This is a genomic window from Nocardia sp. NPDC059764, from assembly GCF_042732555.1.
Classification (GTDB): Bacteria; Actinomycetota; Actinomycetes; order Mycobacteriales; family Mycobacteriaceae; genus Nocardia.
Genome location: NZ_JBHWHH010000140.1, coordinates 1 through 18,888, shown reverse-complemented (window position 1 = coordinate 18,888; position 18,888 = coordinate 1). Strand labels below are relative to the sequence as shown.

At 68.3% G+C, this 18,888-nt stretch carries 23 protein-coding genes; 4 read left to right on the top strand and 19 right to left on the bottom strand.

The genetic code is table 11. From position 1 onward, the window contains the following. Window positions 1-57 precede the first annotated feature (57 nt). The 12 genes from rpsQ to ACFV4K_RS26135 all read right to left on the bottom strand — a co-directional run bounded on the left by rpsQ (window position 58) and on the right by ACFV4K_RS26135 (window position 6,249). On the bottom strand, window positions 58-354 hold the full coding sequence (rpsQ, locus tag ACFV4K_RS26190) for a 30S ribosomal protein S17 (RefSeq protein ID WP_379278434.1): 297 nt from the start codon (window positions 352-354) through the stop codon (window positions 58-60). After that, window positions 351-590 (bottom strand): 50S ribosomal protein L29, encoded by a 240-nt coding sequence (gene rpmC / locus ACFV4K_RS26185; protein WP_040804215.1) that lies wholly within the window; start codon window positions 588-590, stop codon window positions 351-353. Before rpmC ends, rpsQ begins: the two co-directional genes overlap by 4 nt. Continuing rightward, complete coding sequence (rplP, locus tag ACFV4K_RS26180) at window positions 590-1,006, bottom strand: 50S ribosomal protein L16 (protein WP_213558068.1); 417 nt, start codon at window positions 1,004-1,006, stop codon at window positions 590-592. The genes rpmC and rplP overlap by 1 nt, the downstream gene beginning before the upstream one ends. A 3-nt stretch (window positions 1,007-1,009) precedes the next feature. Beyond that, window positions 1,010-1,816 (bottom strand): 30S ribosomal protein S3, encoded by an 807-nt coding sequence (gene rpsC / locus ACFV4K_RS26175; protein WP_033091021.1) that lies wholly within the window; start codon window positions 1,814-1,816, stop codon window positions 1,010-1,012. After that, window positions 1,817-2,218 carry a 50S ribosomal protein L22 gene (gene rplV, locus ACFV4K_RS26170; protein ID WP_213558069.1) on the bottom strand — a complete coding sequence of 134 codons (402 nt, stop codon included), beginning with the start codon at window positions 2,216-2,218 and terminating at the stop codon, window positions 1,817-1,819. It abuts the gene before it with no gap. Continuing rightward, complete coding sequence (gene rpsS / locus ACFV4K_RS26165) at window positions 2,215-2,496, bottom strand: 30S ribosomal protein S19 (protein WP_019931198.1); 282 nt, start codon at window positions 2,494-2,496, stop codon at window positions 2,215-2,217. Before rpsS ends, rplV begins: the two co-directional genes overlap by 4 nt. A gap of 14 nt (window positions 2,497-2,510) precedes the next feature. Continuing rightward, complete coding sequence (rplB, locus tag ACFV4K_RS26160) at window positions 2,511-3,341, bottom strand: 50S ribosomal protein L2 (protein WP_067712165.1); 831 nt, start codon at window positions 3,339-3,341, stop codon at window positions 2,511-2,513. 32 nt (window positions 3,342-3,373) lie between these two features. Beyond that, on the bottom strand, window positions 3,374-3,679 hold the full coding sequence (gene rplW / locus ACFV4K_RS26155; protein WP_067712168.1) for a 50S ribosomal protein L23: 306 nt from the start codon (window positions 3,677-3,679) through the stop codon (window positions 3,374-3,376). Then, window positions 3,676-4,347, bottom strand: a complete 672-nt coding sequence (gene rplD, locus ACFV4K_RS26150) for a 50S ribosomal protein L4 (RefSeq protein WP_357089175.1) — start codon at window positions 4,345-4,347, stop codon at window positions 3,676-3,678. The genes rplW and rplD overlap by 4 nt, the downstream gene beginning before the upstream one ends. Next, window positions 4,344-5,009, bottom strand: a complete 666-nt coding sequence (gene rplC, locus ACFV4K_RS26145; protein ID WP_357089177.1) for a 50S ribosomal protein L3 — start codon at window positions 5,007-5,009, stop codon at window positions 4,344-4,346. Before rplC ends, rplD begins: the two co-directional genes overlap by 4 nt. A 14-nt stretch (window positions 5,010-5,023) precedes the next feature. Continuing rightward, entirely contained in the window at window positions 5,024-5,329 is a 306-nt protein-coding gene (gene rpsJ / locus ACFV4K_RS26140) for a 30S ribosomal protein S10 (protein ID WP_040804197.1), read from the bottom strand. 494 nt (window positions 5,330-5,823) lie between these two features. After that, the gene (locus ACFV4K_RS26135) at window positions 5,824-6,249 is read right to left on the bottom strand and encodes a hypothetical protein (protein ID WP_379105025.1); all 426 of its coding nucleotides are present in this window, start codon (window positions 6,247-6,249) and stop codon (window positions 5,824-5,826) included. A gap of 193 nt (window positions 6,250-6,442) precedes the next feature. On the opposite strand from ACFV4K_RS26135, the gene ACFV4K_RS26130 reads away from it, so the two are divergent. Then, on the top strand, window positions 6,443-6,919 hold the full coding sequence (locus tag ACFV4K_RS26130; protein ID WP_379278432.1) for a hotdog fold domain-containing protein: 477 nt from the start codon (window positions 6,443-6,445) through the stop codon (window positions 6,917-6,919). 62 nt (window positions 6,920-6,981) lie between these two features. Next, complete coding sequence (locus tag ACFV4K_RS26125) at window positions 6,982-8,214, top strand: lycopene cyclase family protein (RefSeq protein WP_379278430.1); 1,233 nt, start codon at window positions 6,982-6,984, stop codon at window positions 8,212-8,214. Between the two features lie 31 nt (window positions 8,215-8,245). Here ACFV4K_RS26125 and ACFV4K_RS26120 read toward each other — a convergent pair whose 3' ends face one another. From ACFV4K_RS26120 to ACFV4K_RS26105, 4 genes are all read right to left on the bottom strand, one after another. Then, window positions 8,246-9,274 (bottom strand): SDR family oxidoreductase, encoded by a 1,029-nt coding sequence (locus ACFV4K_RS26120; protein WP_379278428.1) that lies wholly within the window; start codon window positions 9,272-9,274, stop codon window positions 8,246-8,248. Window positions 9,275-9,369: 95 nt separating this feature from the next. Then, entirely contained in the window at window positions 9,370-10,260 is an 891-nt protein-coding gene (locus ACFV4K_RS26115) for an ABC transporter permease (RefSeq protein WP_379278427.1), read from the bottom strand. 70 nt (window positions 10,261-10,330) lie between these two features. After that, on the bottom strand, window positions 10,331-11,140 hold the full coding sequence (locus ACFV4K_RS26110) for an ABC transporter permease (RefSeq protein WP_379278425.1): 810 nt from the start codon (window positions 11,138-11,140) through the stop codon (window positions 10,331-10,333). Next, the gene (locus ACFV4K_RS26105) at window positions 11,137-12,144 is read right to left on the bottom strand and encodes an ATP-binding cassette domain-containing protein (protein WP_357089193.1); all 1,008 of its coding nucleotides are present in this window, start codon (window positions 12,142-12,144) and stop codon (window positions 11,137-11,139) included. Before ACFV4K_RS26105 ends, ACFV4K_RS26110 begins: the two co-directional genes overlap by 4 nt. A 335-nt stretch (window positions 12,145-12,479) precedes the next feature. Here ACFV4K_RS26105 and ACFV4K_RS26100 point away from each other — a divergent pair, with 335 nt between their 5' ends. Further along, window positions 12,480-13,961: an aldehyde dehydrogenase family protein gene (locus ACFV4K_RS26100; RefSeq protein WP_379278423.1), complete on the top strand. Its 1,482-nt coding sequence runs from the start codon at window positions 12,480-12,482 to the stop codon at window positions 13,959-13,961. Window positions 13,962-14,023: 62 nt separating this feature from the next. On the opposite strand, the gene ACFV4K_RS26095 is transcribed toward ACFV4K_RS26100, so the two are convergent. Continuing rightward, entirely contained in the window at window positions 14,024-15,265 is a 1,242-nt protein-coding gene (locus ACFV4K_RS26095) for a TetR/AcrR family transcriptional regulator (protein WP_379278422.1), read from the bottom strand. Window positions 15,266-15,392: 127 nt separating this feature from the next. Between ACFV4K_RS26095 and ACFV4K_RS26090 the strand changes: the two genes are divergently transcribed. Then, a complete protein-coding gene (locus tag ACFV4K_RS26090) occupies window positions 15,393-16,181 on the top strand; it encodes an enoyl-CoA hydratase-related protein (RefSeq protein WP_379278421.1) in 789 nt (262 codons plus the stop codon). A 9-nt stretch (window positions 16,182-16,190) separates the two neighbouring features. Here the strand turns inward: ACFV4K_RS26090 and ACFV4K_RS26085 are convergent, their stop codons facing one another. Further along, complete coding sequence (locus ACFV4K_RS26085; protein ID WP_379278419.1) at window positions 16,191-17,444, bottom strand: Nramp family divalent metal transporter; 1,254 nt, start codon at window positions 17,442-17,444, stop codon at window positions 16,191-16,193. Window positions 17,445-17,570: 126 nt separating this feature from the next. After that, entirely contained in the window at window positions 17,571-18,563 is a 993-nt protein-coding gene (locus ACFV4K_RS26080; RefSeq protein ID WP_379278436.1) for an alpha/beta hydrolase, read from the bottom strand. Between the last annotated feature and the right edge of the window lie 325 nt (window positions 18,564-18,888).

Sequence of the window (18,888 nt, the reverse complement as noted above, 5' to 3'; positions counted from 1 at the left end):
CTTCCCCACAGGGAAGCGGACCGGTGATCAATGACTTGGTTCAAGTCATGGAGGAGGCTACTTGGCCTTCTCCAGCACCTCGACCAGACGCCACCGCTTGGTGGCGGACAGCGGACGGGTCTCCATCAGCTGCACGCGGTCGCCGACACCGGCGATCTCGTTCTCGTCGTGGGCCTTCACCTTCGAGGTGGTGCGGATGATCTTGCCGTAAAGCTTGTGCTTCACGCGATCTTCCAGCTCGACCACGATGGTCTTGGTCATCTTGTCGGAGACGACGTAGCCGATGCGCGTCTTGCGCTGGCCCCGCTCCTCCTGGTTGGCCGGCGTCTTGGCCGGGCCCTTTACGTCGCTCATGCGGCGTCTCCCTTGCCTTCAGGACCGGAGGCCAGGCCGAGCTCGCGCTCGCGCATGACCGTGTAGATGCGCGCGATCTCGTGGCGGACCACGCGCAGGCGGCGGTTGTTCTGCAACTGACCGGTCGCCATCTGGAAGCGCAGGTTGAACAGCTCTTCCTTGGACTCGCGCAGCTTGGCGACGAGCGCCTCATTGTCGAGCTCGCGGAGCTCTGCAGTCGGGTTGGCGGTAGCCATCAGAACTGCTCCTCCCTGGTCACGATCCGGCACTTCATCGGGAGCTTGTGCATCGCGCGGCGCAGGGCCTCACGAGCGATCTCCTCGGTCGGGTACGACAGCTCGAACATGACGCGTCCGGGCTTGACGTTCGCGATCCACCACTCCGGCGAACCCTTACCGGAACCCATGCGGGTTTCGGCCGGCTTCTTGGTGAGCGGGCGGTCCGGGTAGATGTTGATCCAGACCTTGCCGCCACGCTTGATGTGGCGGGTCATCGCGATACGAGCCGACTCGATCTGACGGTTGGTGACGTAGGCCGGCTCGAGAGCCTGGATGCCGTACTCACCGAACGTCACCGCGGTGCCGCCCTTCGCCATGCCGGAACGGCCGGGGTGGTGCTGCTTACGGTGCTTGACCTTGCGGGGCATCAACATAGGTCAGCCCTCCTGATTCTCTGCCGGAGCCTCCGCCACAGCGGTGGCGGCGCGGCCGGCCTCAGTGCTGGTCGCGGTGGTGCCCTGGGCACCGCTGCGACGGGGGCGGCTCGGACGCTCGCGACGCGGGCGGTCGTCACGGTCGCGGCCGGACGGGGCCACAGCGGTGACCTCGCGCTTGCCGCCGACGATGTCGCCCTTGTAGATCCAGACCTTCACGCCGATGCGGCCGAAGGTGGTCTTCGCTTCGTACAGGCCGTAGTCGATGTCGGCGCGCAGCGTGTGCAGCGGCACGCGACCCTCACGGTAGAACTCCGAGCGCGACATTTCCGCGCCGCCGAGGCGGCCGGAGCACTGCACACGGATGCCCTTGACGTTCGGCGAACGCATGGCCGACTGGATGGCCTTGCGCATCGCGCGACGGAACGCCACACGGTTGGACAGCTGCTCGGCAACACCCTGAGCAACCAGCTGAGCGTCCGACTCGGGGTTCTTGACCTCGAGGATGTTCAGCTGAACCTGCTTCTTGGTGAGCTTCTCCAGCTCGGCGCGAATGCGGTCGGCCTCGGCGCCACGACGGCCGATCACGATGCCCGGGCGCGCGGTGTGGATGTCCACACGCACGCGGTCACGGGTGCGCTCGATCTCGACCTTCGAGATGCCGGCCCGCTCCATGCCGGTGGCGAGGAGCTTGCGGATCGCGACGTCTTCCTTCACGTAGTCCGCGTACTGCTTGTCCGCGTACCAACGCGACTTCCAGTCGGTGGTGATACCGAGGCGGAAGCCATGGGGATTGATCTTCTGTCCCATTTACTTTGCCCCTCCCTTCCGGCGGCTACGAGTGGCAGCGCCGGCGGTGGGCACGCTCTCGACCTCGATGGTGATGTGGCTGGTGCGCTTGCGGATCCGGAACGCGCGGCCCTGGGCACGCGGCTGGAAACGCTTCATGGTCGCGCCCTCGTCGACGAACGCGGTCGAGATGACGAGGGTGGCCGGGTTGAGGCCGAGGTTGTTCTCGGCGTTGGCCGCCGCCGAGGCGACAACCTTCGCAACCGGCTCGCTCGCGGCCTGCGGCGCGAACTTCAGGATGTTCAGCGCGTCCTGCACGCTACGGCCACGGACCAGGTCCACGACGCGACGCGCCTTCATCGGCGTCACGCGAACGTGCTTGGCGGTCGCGCGCGCGGTCGGGTTCTGAGTTTCAGTGCTCATCGCCGCTTGCTCTTCCGATCTTCCTTGACGTGGCTCTTGAACGTGCGGGTCGGCGCGAATTCACCGAGCTTGTGTCCAACCATGTTCTCCGACACGAACACCGGCACGTGCTTGCGGCCGTCGTGGACCGAGAACGTGTGGCCGATGAAATCGGGGATGATGGTGGAACGACGCGACCAGGTCTTGATGACCTGCTTCGTGCCCTTCTCGTTCTGGACGTCCACCTTCTTGAGGAGGTGTTCGTCGACGAACGGGCCCTTCTTCAGGCTGCGTGGCATGTCTAACCTCCTCCTTAACGCTTCTTGCCGCGGCGGCGGACGATGAGCTTGTCGCTGGGACGGTTGGGCTTACGGGTACGGCCCTCGGGCTTGCCCCACGGGGAGACCGGGTGGCGACCACCGGAGGTCTTACCCTCACCACCACCGTGCGGGTGGTCGACCGGGTTCATGACCACACCACGGACGGTCGGGCGAACGCCCTTCCACCGCATACGGCCGGCCTTACCCCAGTTGATGTTCGACTGCTCGGCGTTGCCGACCTCGCCGATGGTGGCGCGGCAGCGCACATCGACACGACGGATCTCACCGGAGGGCATACGCAGGACGGCGTAGGCGCCTTCCTTACCCAGCAGCTGGATGGACATGCCCGCGGCACGAGCCAGCTTGGCGCCACCACCCGGACGCAGCTCCACGGCGTGAACCGTGGTACCGGTCGGGATCGAACGCAGCGGCAGGTTGTTGCCGGGCTTGATGTCGGCGCCGGGGCCCGACTCGATCTTCGTGCCCTGGGCGATGCCCTTGGGCGCGATGATGTAGCGCTTCTCGCCATCGGCGAAGTGCAGCAGCGCGATGTTGGCGGTGCGGTTCGGGTCGTACTCGATGTGAGCGACCTTGGCCGGGATGCCGTCCTTGTCCAGGCGACGGAAGTCGATCAGACGGTAGGCGCGCTTGTGACCGCCACCCTTGTGACGAGTGGTGATGCGACCCTGCGCGTTACGGCCACCGGTCTTGGTGAGCGGACGCAGCAGCGACTTCTCGGGGGTCGAGCGGGTGATCTCGGCGAAATCCGAGACCGAGGCACCGCGGCGACCCGGGGTTGTCGGCTTGTACTTACGAATTGCCATGAGTTCTTCTGCCTTTCTGAAGTCCCCGCCGCTTACGCGACCGGGCCTCCGAAGATCTCGATGGGCTTGCTGTCGGCCGAGATGGTGACGAGCGCGCGCTTGGTGCTCTTACGCGTGCCGTAACCGAAGCGGGTCCGCTTGCGCTTGCCCTGACGGTTGGCGGTGTTGACGCTGGTCACCTTGACGCCGAAAACCTTCTCGACAGCAATCTTGATCTGCGTCTTGTTCGAATCCGGGTGCACGATGAAGGTGTAGGTGCCCTCCTCGATCAGTCCGTAGGACTTCTCGGAGATCACCGGCGCCAGCAGAATGTCGCGCGGGTCGGCGATGGTGGTCACTTGCTCTCCTCCTGTGCAGCTTCGGCGGGGCCGTGCACGAAGGCGTTGAGCGCCTCGACCGAGAACACGATTTCGTCGCTCTTGAGAACGTCGTAGGTGTTCAGCTGGTCGGGGGCGATCGGGTGCACACCCTGCAGGTTCGCCACGCTCTTCCACGTGGTGACATCTTCACGGCCGACGACGACCAGGATGTTCTTCCGCTCCGACAGCTCGGCGAGGAAGGACTTGGCCGCCTTGGTCGACGGGGTCTGACCCGCCACCAGCTCGGTGATCACGTGGATGCGCTCGTTGCGAGCCCGGTCCGACAGAGCGCCACGCAGCGCGGCGACCTTCATCTTCTTGGGCAGACGCTGGGTGTAGTCACGCGGCTGCGGGCCGTGGACGGTGCCACCGCCGGCGAACTGCGGCGCACGGGTCGAACCCTGGCGCGCACGGCCGGTGCCCTTCTGGCGGTACGGCTTCTTGCCACCACCGCGGACCATGCCGCGGGTCTTGGTGGCGTGCGTGCCCTGGCGAGCCGCGGCCTGCTGGGCCACGACGACCTGGTGCATCAACGCGATGTTCGCGGTCACGTCGAAGATCTCCGCGGGGAGCTCGACGGTGCCCTCGGTCTTGCCGCCAGCGGCCTTGACCGTGAGCGTCAGGTTGGTCTTGGTCTCGGTGCTCATGCCCGGGCACCACCCTTCACTGCACTCTTGACGATCACGATGCCGCCGGTGCGGCCCGGGATCGCGCCCTTGATCAGCAGCAGGCCGTTCTCGGCGTCCACCTTGTGGACCGAGAGGTTCTGCGTGGTGACGCGGTCGTTACCCATACGGCCCGACATGCGCATGCCCTTGAAGACACGGCCCGGGGTGGAGCAACCACCGATGGAACCCGGACGACGGTGCACGGCCTGCGCACCGTGCGAGGCACCCTGACCACGGAAACCGTGGCGCTTCATGGTGCCCGCGAAGCCCTTGCCCTTGGAGGTGCCGGTCACGTCGACGTAGCTGCCCTCTTCGAAGGCATCCGCGTTGATCTCCTGGCCGACCTCGAAGGCGGCGGCGTCGGCGACGCGCAGCTCGGCGATGTGGCGGCGAGGGGTGACACCGGCCTTGGCGAACTGACCGGAAACCGGCTTGTTCACCTTGCGGGGGTCGATGGCGCCGTACGCGACCTGGATGGCGGCGTAGCCGTCGCGCTCCTGGGTACGGATCTGGGTAACGACGTTCGGGCCCGCCTTGACGACGGTCACGGGAACGACGCGGTTCTTCTCGTCGAAGACCTGGGTCATGCCGAGCTTGGTGCCCAGGATGCCCGCGGCCGGACGGCTCTTGTTGTCAGTCATATTCGAAGTCCCCGTCACTGAATGTTGACGTCGACGCTGGCCGGCAGGTCGATACGCATCAGGGCGTCAACCGTCTTCGGCGTCGGGTCGAGGATGTCGATAAGCCGCTTGTGCGTACGCATCTCGAAGTGCTCGCGCGAGTCCTTGTACTTGTGCGGCGACCGGATGACGCAGTAGATGTTCTTCTCGGTGGGCAACGGCACCGGGCCGACCACACGGGCACCGGTACGGGTCACCGTCTCGACGATCTTGCGCGCGGACGCGTCGATCGCCTCATGGTCGTAGGCCTTGAGCCTGATGCGGATCTTCTGTCCCGCCACGCTGAGTGTCCTTTTCTCCGCTTGCGTTGTGATCCAGGAGCTTTCACTCCCGAACCACCCTCATTTGCACTGCCGAACACACGAAGACGCATCAGCCACCACACGACCGAGGCCCGAGGCCCGATCCATCGCCGCTGTTCATCTGTCATGGTTCATCCGGTCCACGCGGTCGGGCGTGTCGCTCCGCCGCTCATTCCTCGGCCCCGGACCAAAATCCTTACAAGCCTCGGAACAGTGTTCCGGACGCACCCACGCCGCAAATCAGCGGGGTGCAAAATTGGGTCTTTCTCACCCACCACCAGCGCCGATCCAACGGAAAAGACGCAACCCGGTGTGGGCAACCCGAACAGTATGCCTCGAGGCCCCGCCCCACTTCAAATCGTCCCCTCCCCCACCCCTGGGCCAATGGCCCTGGTCACACCCGGTCGAGCCCCCCGGCCCGGACCGCGCGCCGGCCGGTGCGGAATTCGGTTCGCGCACCGGCCATTTCACCTTCAGTTGTCGTGCATGTGGCGCAGGTAATAGTCCCAGCCGCCGAGATCCTGGATCAGCAGGAAGTTGCCGCCGCGGAACCGGGCCGGATCCACCAGGTACAGCCCGACCTGTCCGCCCGGAACGTCGGCGGCCTCGCCGACGACCTGGGTCATGCTCCCGTGCGGGCGGCCGTCGACCACCAGATCGGAGTAGGTCGGATCGGGGGCGATCATATTGTGGCCGCCGTTGATCTGGGTGATGGCCGCCGGGATCCAGCTGTTGGACAGGGCCACGGTCTCGTCGTGGGTCAGGTCCACGCCGAGGAAGATGCCCTCACCCGGGTTGGAGTACGGCGTGAAGGCGGCGGCAGAGCCGGCGGATGCGGTGGCGGCGGCCGCCCCCGCGAGTGCGATGCCGACGGTGGCCACCGCGGTGCGAATACGCATGATGTCGAGAGCTCCTATTTGTCCCCGATAGCCGGGCCGAGCGGCACCGGCTCCCAGCCGCGCCCGCGGCGCAGCCTTCCCAGATAACTAGCAACCAGTTGGTTTCGCGCGACGAGGCAATCCACCGACCGATCCGATGACCTATATGACACGGCACTTCCGTGGAACTTACTTTTGAGTAAGATACGGGCCCATGGGTAAAGAGACCGCTACGTATCGCGGGTGGAAGAAGCTTCCGGACAACCGGATCGGGCACACGCTGTTCTCGCTCGGCATGGTGGCCCGGGTTCCGTACTTCGGCACCGTGCTGCCGAGCGTGGTGCGGCTGGAACCGGGGCTGTGCGAGGTGACCGCGCCCAAGTGGTTCGGCATCCACAATCACCTGGGGACCTTCCACGCCATCGCGGCGTGCAACCTGGCCGAGGTGGCGATGGGGATGCTGTCCGAGGCCACCGTGCCCGACACCCACCGCTGGATTCCCAAGGCCATGAACGTGCAGTACCTGGCCAAGGCCAACTCCGGCCTGCGGGCGGTCGCGAAACTGGACGAGGTGCCGGACTTCGCGCAGATCACCGAGGGGCGCGAACTCGTGGTGCCGGTCTCGATCTACGACCGGTCCGGGCTCGAGGTCGTGCACGCCGACATCACCACCTGGGTGACGCCCAAGTAGTACGGGGTGCGAAGTCGAGACCGACCTGGCGGGCACGGGGTCCCGGCTGTTTGAATGCGGGTATGAGTGGCCGGGAGGTCGGCAGGGCCGCCGACGTGTGTGTGGTGGGGCTCGGTCCCACCGGGCGGGCATTGGCGCACCGCGCCATGGTGGCGGGCCTGCGGGTGGTCGCGGTGGATCCGCGGCCGACGCGGCTGTGGGCCCCGACCTTCTCCTGCTGGGTGGACGAACTGCCGCAGTGGCTTTCGCACAGCGCCATCGCCAGCCGGATCGAGGCGCCCGCGGTGTGGACCACCACCGAGCACCGGATTCCGCGGCCCTACTGCGTGCTGTCCAAGCAGGGCCTGTTCGACGCGCTCCCGCTCGACGACGCCACCGTGATCACCGGTCGAGCCCGCGTCGTCGAGGCGCACCGGGTGGAGCTGGCCGACGGCACCGAGGTGCGTGCGGCCACCGTCTTCGACACCCGCGGGCAGGCCACGCCGGGCGCGCGCCGCACGGCCAGCGCGCACGGCATCTTCGTGGACGAGGACATCGCCGCGCCCATGGTCACCGCCGGTGAAGGGCTGCTGCTGGACTGGCGCGACGAGAACGGCGCGGGCCCGGATGAGCCGCCGTCGTTCCTGTACTCGGTGCCGCTCGGCGACGGCACGGTCATCTTCGAGGAGACCAGCCTGGGCCTGCGCGGCGGCATGCCGCAGCACGAGTTGCGGCGGCGCACCCTGAATCGGCTGGCGGCGCACGGGATTCGGCTGCGCCGCGACGAGCCGACCGAGGCCGCCCACTATCCGCTCGACGAGCTGCCGCCGAAAGCCGGTCGGGGCGCGGTGATTCCGTTCGGTTCGCGAGGCGGCATGATGCATCCGATCACCGGGTACTGCGTGGCGGATTCGCTGGCGCTGGTCGACACCGCGCTGGACGCGGTGCAGCGCGGCGACGATCCGATCGAGGCGCTGTGGCCGTGGCAGGCGCGGCTGGTCCATTGGATGCGCATGCGCGGTGTGTACGGGCTGGGGCGGCTCACCACCGCGCAGTCCATCGCCATGTTCGAGGCGTTCTTCACCCGGCCGCCGCGGCAGCAGCGCGCCCTGCTGTCGGCGCACGACGAATACTCGGCGCTGGGGTCGGCGCTGTTCATGACGGTCGCGACCACCTGGCCGTTCACCTGGCGATACGACCTGGTCGGCTGGACCAATCGAAACCGCTGGGTCGGTTGGGATTACGGGCGGGCCCGCGCACTGGACGATCTGCTGCTGCCCCCGGACAGCCTGCTACCCGGGGACAACACGCCCTGAGGCCGCGGCAGCCCGGACGCGGGCTCGCGCCTCAGACCCAGTTCTCGATCCAGTACTTCCACACCACCCCGGCGTAGGCGGCCAGCGGCGGGACCTTGATATCGGTCCCGGCGAGGGCGGCCGCGGCATTGTGGGAGTCGAAGCGGCAGGCGAACTCACAGTCCTCGATGACCTCCATCGGAATGCCGATCTGACGCAGCGCCCACCCCATGCCGGGCACCCGCAGCGTGACGTCGAGGGTCTGCTTGGGCATCACCTCGATCAGGTGCGGGGCGCCGGCCTCGTCGGCGAAGAGGTTGAAGGCCTCGGCGACGCTCTGCTCGCGCGGGTCCACCAGGTGGTAGGTGTCCGGTCCGTCGCCGTCTCGGTGCGCGATGTGGTCGAGCGCGCGGGCCACGAAATCGACCGGCACCATATTGGTTTCACCGAGCTGGGGCGCCACCACGGGCAGGATGCGCGGCAGCTGCGCGGCCATGCGCAGCAGCCGGAAGAAGTAGTAGGGGCCGTCGATGCGGTCGATCTCGCCGGTGCGGGAGTGGCCGATCACGATGGCCGGGCGGTAGATCCGCCAGGGCACCGCGGTCTGGTCGCGCACCTCCTGTTCGGCGCGCAGCATGGCGCGCTGGTGGGGGGTGGGCAGCAGCTGGCCGACGTCGGTCATGTCCTCGGTGAACACGCCCTCCCAGGCCCCGGCCACGCGCATGGTCGAAACATGGTGCAGCCGTCCGGCGTCCAGCGCGCCGGCGAGTTCGGCCACCCGGAGGGTGCCGCCGCCCGCGCCGGTGGCGTCGAACCCGGCGGCCAGGTGGAAGACGTGGTCGATCGAACCGCGGTGCGCGGCAATCCAGCTCGCGTCGACGCCGAGTCCGGGCGCGGCGAGGTCGCCGCGGACCGGGTGGACCCGGTCGCGGTCGCCCCAGTCGCGTAGGCAGCGGTTGTAGCGCAGAACCGAGTCCTCGCCCGGCCGCACCAGGACGTGAACGTCCGCGTCGCGCTTCAGGAGTTCGGGTACGAGAAACCGACCGATGAACCCAGTTGCCCCGGTAACCAGGTATGACATGGGGGCCACCTTAACGTGACGCACACCACTCGAACCCCGAGGGTCATCCCCGGGGAAACCGGTCGGGCGTGTCCGCCCGCCGGTTCCCGTCGTGTCTAGGCTCCGGTCTCGGCCGCGCGCCGGTACCCGCGGACGGCGGGGTAGGCGAACACCACGAGCATGCCGATCGCCCAGGCGGCGGTCTTCCACAGCGGGGTCGCGATGGGCCCGTCGTAGGACAGACCGCGCATGGCGTCGATGGCCGTACTCATCGGCTGGTTCTCGACCGTCTTCTGCAACCACACCGGGTAGGCGAAGACCGGCACGAACCCGGAGTTGAAGAACATCAGCAGGGTGTTGATGATGCCCACCAGCGACACCAGCATGACGCCTTCGGTCAGCGTGGCCAGCGCCGTCACCAGCACCGCGAATCCGAGCGCGAACAGCACCGGAATCGCCAGCATGGCAATCGAAGCCGCGGGGCCGTACCAGAACCGGAAGCCCAGCGCGACGCCCACCGCGAGCACGAACAGCGAGGTGATGACCACGCGGATGGCCTCGGCCATCAGTCGCCCGGTGAGTCCGGCGGCGCGGTGGATGGGCATGGTGTAGAACCGCCCGAGCAGACCGGTCGCCTTCTCCACCTTGAAGCCGAGCGCGCTGACCACCGATCCGGACATGGCCGCGACCAGCATGACCATCGGCACGGTGCCGTAGATGCTGGGCATGCCGGTGGCCATGGTGATCGAGTCACCGAGCACGATCCGGAACATGATCAGCGTGGCGGCCGGGTAGACCAGGGTCTGAATGGTGGTGGCGGGGTCGCGCATCCAGCCGATGAGCATGCGCTTGCACTGGATCGCGCTCTGCTGCGCCCACACCGAGAGCGCGCGCTCCGAGCGGGGTTTCACCACGGGCAGCGGCTGATGCCCCGCCCACGAATCGGGTTGGGTCACCGGGTTCCCGGATTCCTCGACGGCCGTCTCGGCCGTGGTCGCCGTGCTCATGCCGCTTCCTCCTGCGCGTGAACGGAGCCCTCCATGGTTACGCTCCGCTGCCTCCTCCGGGCTTGACCGTTCACGCGCGCCTCACGCTCGCCCAGACCGCCAGCGGCAGGAAGACGACCAGCAGGCCGCCCAGCCACACCAGCGGCACCCACAACACATTCCAGGTCACCCCGTGCTGAGCCATGTCGCGCAGCGCGAAGGAGAACTGCGAGATGGGCTGATTGCGCACGAACGGCCGCACCCACACGGGGAATCCGTTCTCCGGCACGAAGCCGCAGGACAGCATGCCGAAGATGAGGGTCGGCAGGGTCAGGGCCTGGCTCAGGGATTCGGGGCTCTTGGTCAGCGACCCGAGCCCGTCGGCGCCGATGGCCAGGATGGTGCCGACGGCGAGGGAGAACCCGCAGAACAGCGCGGCCTGACCCCAGCCGGCGACGAAGTGGAATCCGATCAGGTGTCCCCAGCCCAGCGCCGCGATCAGCGAGACCACCGAGCGCACGAAGCCCGCGGACAGTCGTGACACCAGCGGCACCATCTTGCCGATGGGCATGGTCTGCATGCGGGTGTTGAGTCCGGTCATGGCTTCGAACGCGGCCAGCTGCGCGTTGGACATCATGGTGAAGGACATGGTCTGCAGCACGATGATCGGCATGACGAACTGGGCGTAGTCGATGCCCTGGAACTTCATCACGTAGCGCAGCGGCAGGTAGAAGCCGAGGGTGAAGACCAGCGGCACGATGACCGCGATGAGCATCTCGCCCTTGGTGAACATCACCCAGACCACGCGCCCGGTCAGTGCCCGCCACTGCGCGAAGCTGTTGGGCCGGGCCGGGGGCACCCCGGCGAAGAGATCGGCGGCGTTCGCCGCGGGCGCGGTCACGCGGCGCCTTCCGCGCCGACGGTCTCCTTGGTGCCGGAGTGTCCGGTGAGGGTGAGGAAGACGTCGTCCAGCGAGGGGCGGCGCAGGCCGATGTCGGCGAGCTGGACGGCCGCGGCGTCGAGCCGGCGCAGCGCCTCGGAGAGGGTGGCCGCGCCCTCGGGGGCGGGGATGGACAGCCGGTCGCCGGAGAGTTCGGCGCGGACCGCGGCGGGCACCAGGTCGCCGAGGGCGTCGGCGACCTTGGTCAGCTGGGTCGGGTCGAGCGGCACGACCTCGCAGTAGCTGCCGCCGGTCTTCTCCTTGAGGGCGTCGGCGGTGCCTTCGGCGATGACCGTGCCCTTGTCGATGACGATGATGTTGTCGCTGAGCACGTCGGCCTCTTCGAGGTACTGCGTGGTCAGCAGGACGGTGATGCCCTGGGTCTTGAGCGCGGTGACGAGGTCCCAGACGCCCTGGCGCGAACGGGGATCCAGGCCGGTGGTGGGTTCGTCGAGGAACACCACCTCGGGCCGGACCACGAGGCCGCAGGCGATGTCGACGCGGCGGCGCATGCCGCCGGAGTAGTGCCGGACCGCGCGGCGGCCGGCACCGGTGAGGTCGAATTCCTCGAGCAGGTTGTCGGCGCGCTGCCGGGCGGCCTTGCGGGGCAGGCCCATGAGGCGGCCGAAGAGCTCGAGGTTCTCGCGGCCCGAGAGGTTCTCGTCGAGGGCGGCGTACTGGCCGGTCATCATGATGGACCGGCGCACGGCGGCCGGATCGGTGCGGACGTCGTGCCCGGCGATGCGGGCGACGCCGGAGTCCGGGCGCAGCAGGGTGGACAGGATCTTGACCGTGGTGGTCTTGCCCGCCCCGTTGGGGCCGAGGATGCCGAGGACCTGGCCGCGGGCGGCGGTGAAGCTGACCCCTTGCAGCGCGTGCACATCGCCGAAGGACTTGCGAATGTCTTCGACGAAAACGGCCGGATCGTCGGCTGCTACGGGTTCCGGTCTGTCCAAGCTGGGCATCAACTCTCCACTATCGGCTGGTCGGGCTGAACGATGTCGCCCCGGGGCGGCGGGTCCCCACATCGCGCGGGGGGAGGTGGTTACACCGCCCGCCGGGATGATCCACACCGCCGGCCGTGATGTTACCGGCGTGCCGCGTGGCAGGCCGTTTCTTTGCCGAAGCAGCGAATTTCAAACTGTGCCCTTGGTCACAAACTCCGAGCTCGCCGAATAGCCGCTGATCCAGGCGCAGACCGGGCGGTATGCGGCGATTTCGCTACCTTGTCGCATCTGCGCCTCGAACCATAGTCTGGCCTTGGCGGGGAGAGACATTCACAGGCCACGAGAGGTTGACCATGGCCGAGTCGGCGCAGCCGGCAGCAGGACGCGCCGGCGCGCGCAGATCCACGGTACTCACGTCCTACGACCCCAGAACCGGGGAAGTCGTGGGCGAATACGCAGGTATGGGGGCGGGCGAACTGACCCGCACTGTGCGCTCCGCCCGCAGCGCCGAACAATGGTGGGCGGCACTGGGATTCGATGCCCGCAAACGGTGGCTGCTGGATTGGAAACGCAGCCTGGCCCGCGGCACCCGCGACCTGGTGGAGTTGATCAGCCGCGAGACCGGCAAGCCGCGCATCGACGCGGCCATCGAAGTCACCCTGGCCGTCGAGCATCTGGATTGGGTTGCGCGACATGCCGAACGGACGCTGGGCCGCACCACCCGGCTGGGCGCCACGCTGCGCCGCGAACCGACCGGCACCATCGGCTACCTGCCACTGGGTGTGGTCGGCGTACTTGGGCCCTGGCACAATCCCGTTCTCACCCCGATGAATTCGATCGCCAGCGCGATGGCGTCAGGCAACGCGGTGGTGTTCAAGCCCAGTGAACTCACGCCCGGCGTGGGCGCGTGGCTGGCCGACACCTGGAATCACCTGGCCCCGAATCAGCCGGTGCTGCAGGTGGTCACCGGCGACAGCGGGACCGCCGCCGCCCTGTGCCGGGCGCCGGTCGACAAGCTCGCCTACGCCGGGTCGGGCGCGGGGGCGCGCGAGGTGGCCGCGCTGGCCGCCGAGGCATCCACTCCCCTCGTCATCGAGCCGGGCGGGCGCGGGTCGATGGTGGTCCAGGTCGACGCCAAACTCGACAGCGCCGCGGCCGCCGCGGTGTACGGCGCCATGGCCAATTCGGGCCAGCAACCGACCGGAGTGCAGTGCGTGTACGTGGCCGACTCGGTGTACGAGCCGTTCCTGGAGCTGGTCGCCGATCAGGCCCGGCGGCTGCGGCCCGGGGCGGACCGGCGCGCCTCCTACGGCCCGATGATCGTGGACGCCCAGATCGACGTGGTGCGCCGTCAGGTGCGCGACGCGGTGACCCGGGGCGCGCGGCTGGTGGTCGGGAGCCTGGAGTCGATTCGCGAGCCCTACATCGAGCCGATCGTGCTCACCGAGGTCCCCGAGAACAGCGCCGCGGTGACCGGCGAGGCCGTGGGGCCGGTGCTGGTGGTGAATCGGGTGGCCACCATGGACGAGGCCGCCGATCGCGTGAACGCGGATCGGAAGCCGCGCACGGTCTCGGTGTTCACCCGCGACGTCCGCTCGGTCCCGGAGTTCGCGGCCCGGCTGCGCAGTGAGCTGATCACGGTGAACGCGGCCCCGGTGTACGGCGTGAACGGTCCCGGCCGGATCCGGGATCCGCGCACGCTGCGGGAGTTCACGCGGCCGCAGACGATCACCGAGAAGCACCCGCCGGACCAGATCACCTCGGGCACGTTCGAGAAGCATCCGCGTCGTTTGCGGGTGGCGCGGGCGCTGTTCCGCATGCGGCACCGGGTCTGAGGATTCGGGAGGGCCTGCCGCCGAAGCCGATTCGGCGGTGGGACCGACCCTGGTCGCCGAATCTATTCGGCGGCGGACGCGCCCAGCAGCACCGCGCGCATGAGCGCGCTCACCCGGGCCAGGTTCTCCGGCCGCCCGTCGAATCGGATGCGCCGGCCCACGTCGATGACCTGGGCGATGGCGGCGTGCACCCGGAAGCGGGCCTCGACCTGGTCGCCGTCGAGCAGGTTCGCCCATTCCAGGACGTTCTGCCGCTGCACCGAGCGCAGCCGATGCTGTTCGGAGGCGGGCAGATTGGAGAATTCGGAGAAGTAGACCGGCAGGATCTCCGGCATGGCGAAGGTCATGCGGGCGAAGCGGTCCGCGATCCGCACGGCGGCGTCGGAGCGGCTGGTGGCCTCGGCGAGGGCCTCGTTGTTGGCGATGGCGACGCGTTCGCCGGTGCGGTTGAAGGCGGCGGCGAGCAGGTCTGCCTTGCTGGCGAAGTAGCGGTAGACGCTGGAGGCGTTGATGCCCGCGGCCGCGCCGATCTCCTCGATGCTGGCCTCGTGATAGCCCTGCCGTCCGAAGATGCGGATGGCCTCGGTGAGCAGCTGCTCGCGCTTGGAGATGACGGGCAGGCCGCGCACCAGCGGCTCACCGGCGACGGGGGCGGGCGCGGGCGGCAGGTCGGCACGCAGGATGTCCCAGCAGATCTCGGTGAGCAGGTTGACCAGCCGGGTGGTGGACAGCGCGGTGCGGTGCGCGGTGATGGATCCGATGGCGCTGAGCAGGGCGGCGGCCCGCAGTTGAGTGTCGGCCGGATCGGCGTCGGGGTAGAGCGCGGCGATGGCGGCGGCGACGGTGTCGTGCAGTTCGGTGTAGATGACCCGGATGCGGGCGCGGTCCTCGCGTTCCAGGTAGCGGCGTTCCCACCGGTACAGCCCGCCCTCGCGGCGCACGTCGATGGTGTACTCGGCGACGCCGCGGATCAGCGCGGTGAGTCGTGGTTCCGGTTCCAGGTCGGGATTGTCGGCGGCCTTGGCGGCGTCGAGCAATTGCTGCGCGCCCATTTCGGCGGCGGCGACCAGCAGCGCGTACTTGTTGCGGAAGTGGCGGTAGAGGGCGGGACCGGAAATGCCCACCTCGGCCGCGATCTCGTCGACGCCGACCGGGTGGTAGCCGCGTTCGGCGAAGGCGCGCGCCGCTACTCGCACGATTTGCGCCTTGCGGTTCTTGGGGCGGCGGCGGGGGCCGGATTCCCCGTCGGGAGTACCGGCCGGTCGCCCGGTAGCGAGGGCGGCCTCGCTGCGATCGGCGACCATACAGTTTCTCCTTCTCGATGACACCGGCTGTTGACAGTGCCGGACGAACGCTCCTAAGTTAACCACAATTCGCAAAGCCGAACACACAGCCTGCGGCCAGGCCGCATATATATCTGGGGAGCGCCCGATGACCACGAGCACGCCGGGGTACACCGCGATCAGGGACGGGCGCGTCCTGCGCATCACCATCACCAATCCCAAGCGCAAGAACGCGCTCAGCTACGACACCATGGAGGGCCTGGGCGACGCGGTGCTGGCGGCCTCCGCCGATCCGGCCGTGCGGGTCATCGTGCTGACCGGTGAGGGCGGCGACTTCTGCACCGGCGCCGACCTGTCCTCCGCCCCGGAGGAGAAGGCCCGCGGCATCACCCCCGAGATGACCATGGACGTGGCCAACCGCATGATCCGCGCCATCGTGGACGCGCCGATCCCGGTCGTCGCCCGGGTCAAGGGCGCGGCCGCCGGGGTGGGCGTGGCGTTCGCGCTGGCCGCCGATCTCGCCTACGCCGCCGAGGACTCCTACCTGCTGCTGGCCTTCATCAATATCGGCCTGATGCCCGACGGCGGGGCGGCGGCGCTGGTGGCGGCCGCGGCCGGACGTCCGCTGGCCGCCGAGATGGCGCTGCTGGGCGAGCGGCTCCCGGCCCGAAAGGCCCTGGAGCACAGCCTGATCGCGGGCGTGTACTCCGACGAGGAACTGGACGCCACGGTGGAGGCGGTGATCGCCAAGCTGGCGCACGGCCCGCGGCGGGCGCTGGAACTCACCAAGCGCGCCCTCAACGCGGCGGCGCTGACCTCGCTCGAGGCCGCCCTGGACGCCGAGAAGTCCGGCCAGTGCGAACTGCTGGGGTCGGACGATTTCGCCGAGGGCGCGGCGGCCATGCTGCAGAAGCGCAAGGCGGTCTTCGCCGAATAGCGCCGGGCGTCAGCCCTTTCCGGTGGCCGTCAGGTAGATCAGCACCACGTTGAGCGTGGTGATGACGGCGGCCACCAGCCAGGCCAACCCGGTGGTGACGCGGTGATTGACGTTCTCCCCCATGAGTTCCGGGTCGCTGGTGAACCGGACCAGCGGGATGAGCGCGAACGGGATGCCGAACGACAGCACCACCTGCGAGATGATCAGCGCCCGCGTGGGATCGATGCCGACCGCGAGCACCACCAGGGCGGGGATCAGCGTGATCACGCGGCGCACCACCAGTGGAACGTGCCGGTGCAGCAGGCCCTGCATGATCATCGCGCCCGCGTAGGCCCCGACCGAGGTGGACGCCAGCCCGGAGGCGAGCAGTCCGACCGCGAGCAGCAGTCCCGCGACGGGACCGAGCACGTCCTGCACCGCGGCGTGCGCGCCCTCGATGGTGTCGACGCCCTCGCGGCCGCGCAGGGTCTTGGCGGCCATGAGCAACATGGCCAGGTTCACGGTGCCCGCGAGCAGCATGGCGAGGGCGACGTCGTAGCGGGTGATGCGCAGCAGGCGATTTCGGGCCGCGCCGACCTCGGGGTGTCCGTGCCGGTCGCGGGCCATGCCGGAGTGCAGGTAGACCACGTGCGGCATGACGGTCGCGCCGATCATGGCGGCGGCCAGCAGCACGCTGCCGGAGTCGGCGAAGCGGGGCACCAGGCCGCCGACGGTGCCGGACGCGGAGGGCGGTGAGATGACCACGGAGGCAAGGAATCCGATGGCGATGATGCCGAGCAGTCCGGTGATGACGCGTTCGAAGGGCCGCTGCCCGCGATGGTTCTGGATGAGCAGCAGGATCATCGACACGAAGCCGGTGATGATGCCGCCGACCATGAGCGGTAGCCCGAAGAGCAGGTTGAGCGCGATGGCGCCGCCGACGACCTCGGCGAGATCGGTTGCCACCGCGACGGTCTCGGCCTGGGCCCAGTAGCTGAGCCGCACCCAGCGACCGGCCTTGGCGCGCACCACTTCCGGGAGGGAGCGGCCGGTCACCAGGCCGAGTTTCGCGGACAGGAACTGCACCAGCCCGGCCATGATATTGGCCATCACCACGACCCAGACGAGCAGATAGCCGTATTGGGCGCCGGCGCTGATATTGGAGGCGACATTGCCGGGATCGACATAGGCGATCGCGGCGACGAAGGCGGGGCCGAGCAGCACACTGGCCGACCGCGCTCGCTGGAACGGGGTGCTGCTCTTATCGGCCACACTGGTGCTCACAAGATGAGTTTACGGGTTCCCGAACTTTTTGTTTAGCCCTTCCGTGCACCCTGTGACCACAGCCATAACGGCGAACGGCCCGGCACCTTCCGGTGCCGGGCCGTATCACGTTGCGTGCGTGGGTCCCTAGACGCCGAGACCCTGGGCGAGCAGCGGCCACGACGCGATGAACTCGTCGTTCCAGTAGCCCCACGAGTGGGTACCGGTCGGCCGGAAGTTGTAGGTGGCCGGGATGCCCAGCGAGTTCAGCTTGTTCGCGAGGTTGTGGCTGCAGAAGTTGGTGCCCGCCTCGATGACGCCACCGATGATCATCTGGTTGGCCAGGCCGTAGGAGCCGGGCAGCGCGTAGGGGCCGTTGAGGGTGTCGTACTGGCCGGGCAGACCGCTACCGGAGGAGATGTAGAGGTTGATGCCGCGCAGCCTGTCCGCGTTGACGACCGGGTCGTGGGCCGCCCAGTCGGGCGAGTTCGCCGGGCCGTACATGTTCTCCAGCTTGCCGCCGCCCCAGGTCTCGACGGTCAGGCGCATGAACTCCTGGCCCTGCGGGTCGGCCATCTGGGCGCAGCCGGAGTAGGCGGCGACGGACTTGTACAGGTCCGGCTTGGCCTCGGCCAGGGTGAGCACGGTGGTGCCCGAGGTGGAGATGCCGGCGATGGCATTGACGCCGTTGGTGCCGAGCGCGGCGTCGATCAGCGGGGGCAGTTCCTCGCTGAAGAAGGTGGTCCACTTGTTGCGGCCCAGGGTCGGGTCGTCATTGTTCCAGTCCTGGTAGTAGGACCACTTGCCGCCGATGGGCTGGACCACGTTGACGTTCTTGTCGCCGAGGAAGCCGTTGACGATATTGGTCTTCTTCACCCAGGAGGCGTCGTCCTGACCGCCGCCGGCGCCATTGAGCAGGTACAGGGTCGGGCGCGGGACCGAGGTGTCGGCGGGGCGCTGCACATCGACCGGGTAGGTGGCGCTCATGGCCGCGGAGTAGACGTAGAGCCGGATGTTCCGGTCGTCCTTCATCTCGGCCTTGGTGATCTTCGAACCGTCCGCCGACACCGGGTCGGCCAGCAGCTTCTTGCCGTCGATGATCGGGTCAGCGGAGGCGGAACCGCCGCCGACACCGGTCATCAGACCGGTGAGAACCGCTGTGGCGGCGAGGAAGGCGGCGGCTCGCGCCCCGCGCCGGCCGTTCCGGACATGTCGACGAATCAATGTTTCGCACCTTCATCTCGTGTCGTTTGCTGGTCTGAGACCACGCGGTCCGGTATTCCGGTTGTCTCGACCCCCGACAGACCATACGGCTTATCCCATCGCCGCAACAGCCGCAATGTTACGGGCGGGTCGCGGGGGGGGGGGGCGGGTCGACCGCCGCCCACCCAACCAGGAAACAAAAGGGTAAGCAGCAAGAGAAGGAAAGAATTCTTAGGGAGAAGCGCAAAAGACAAACAAAGGA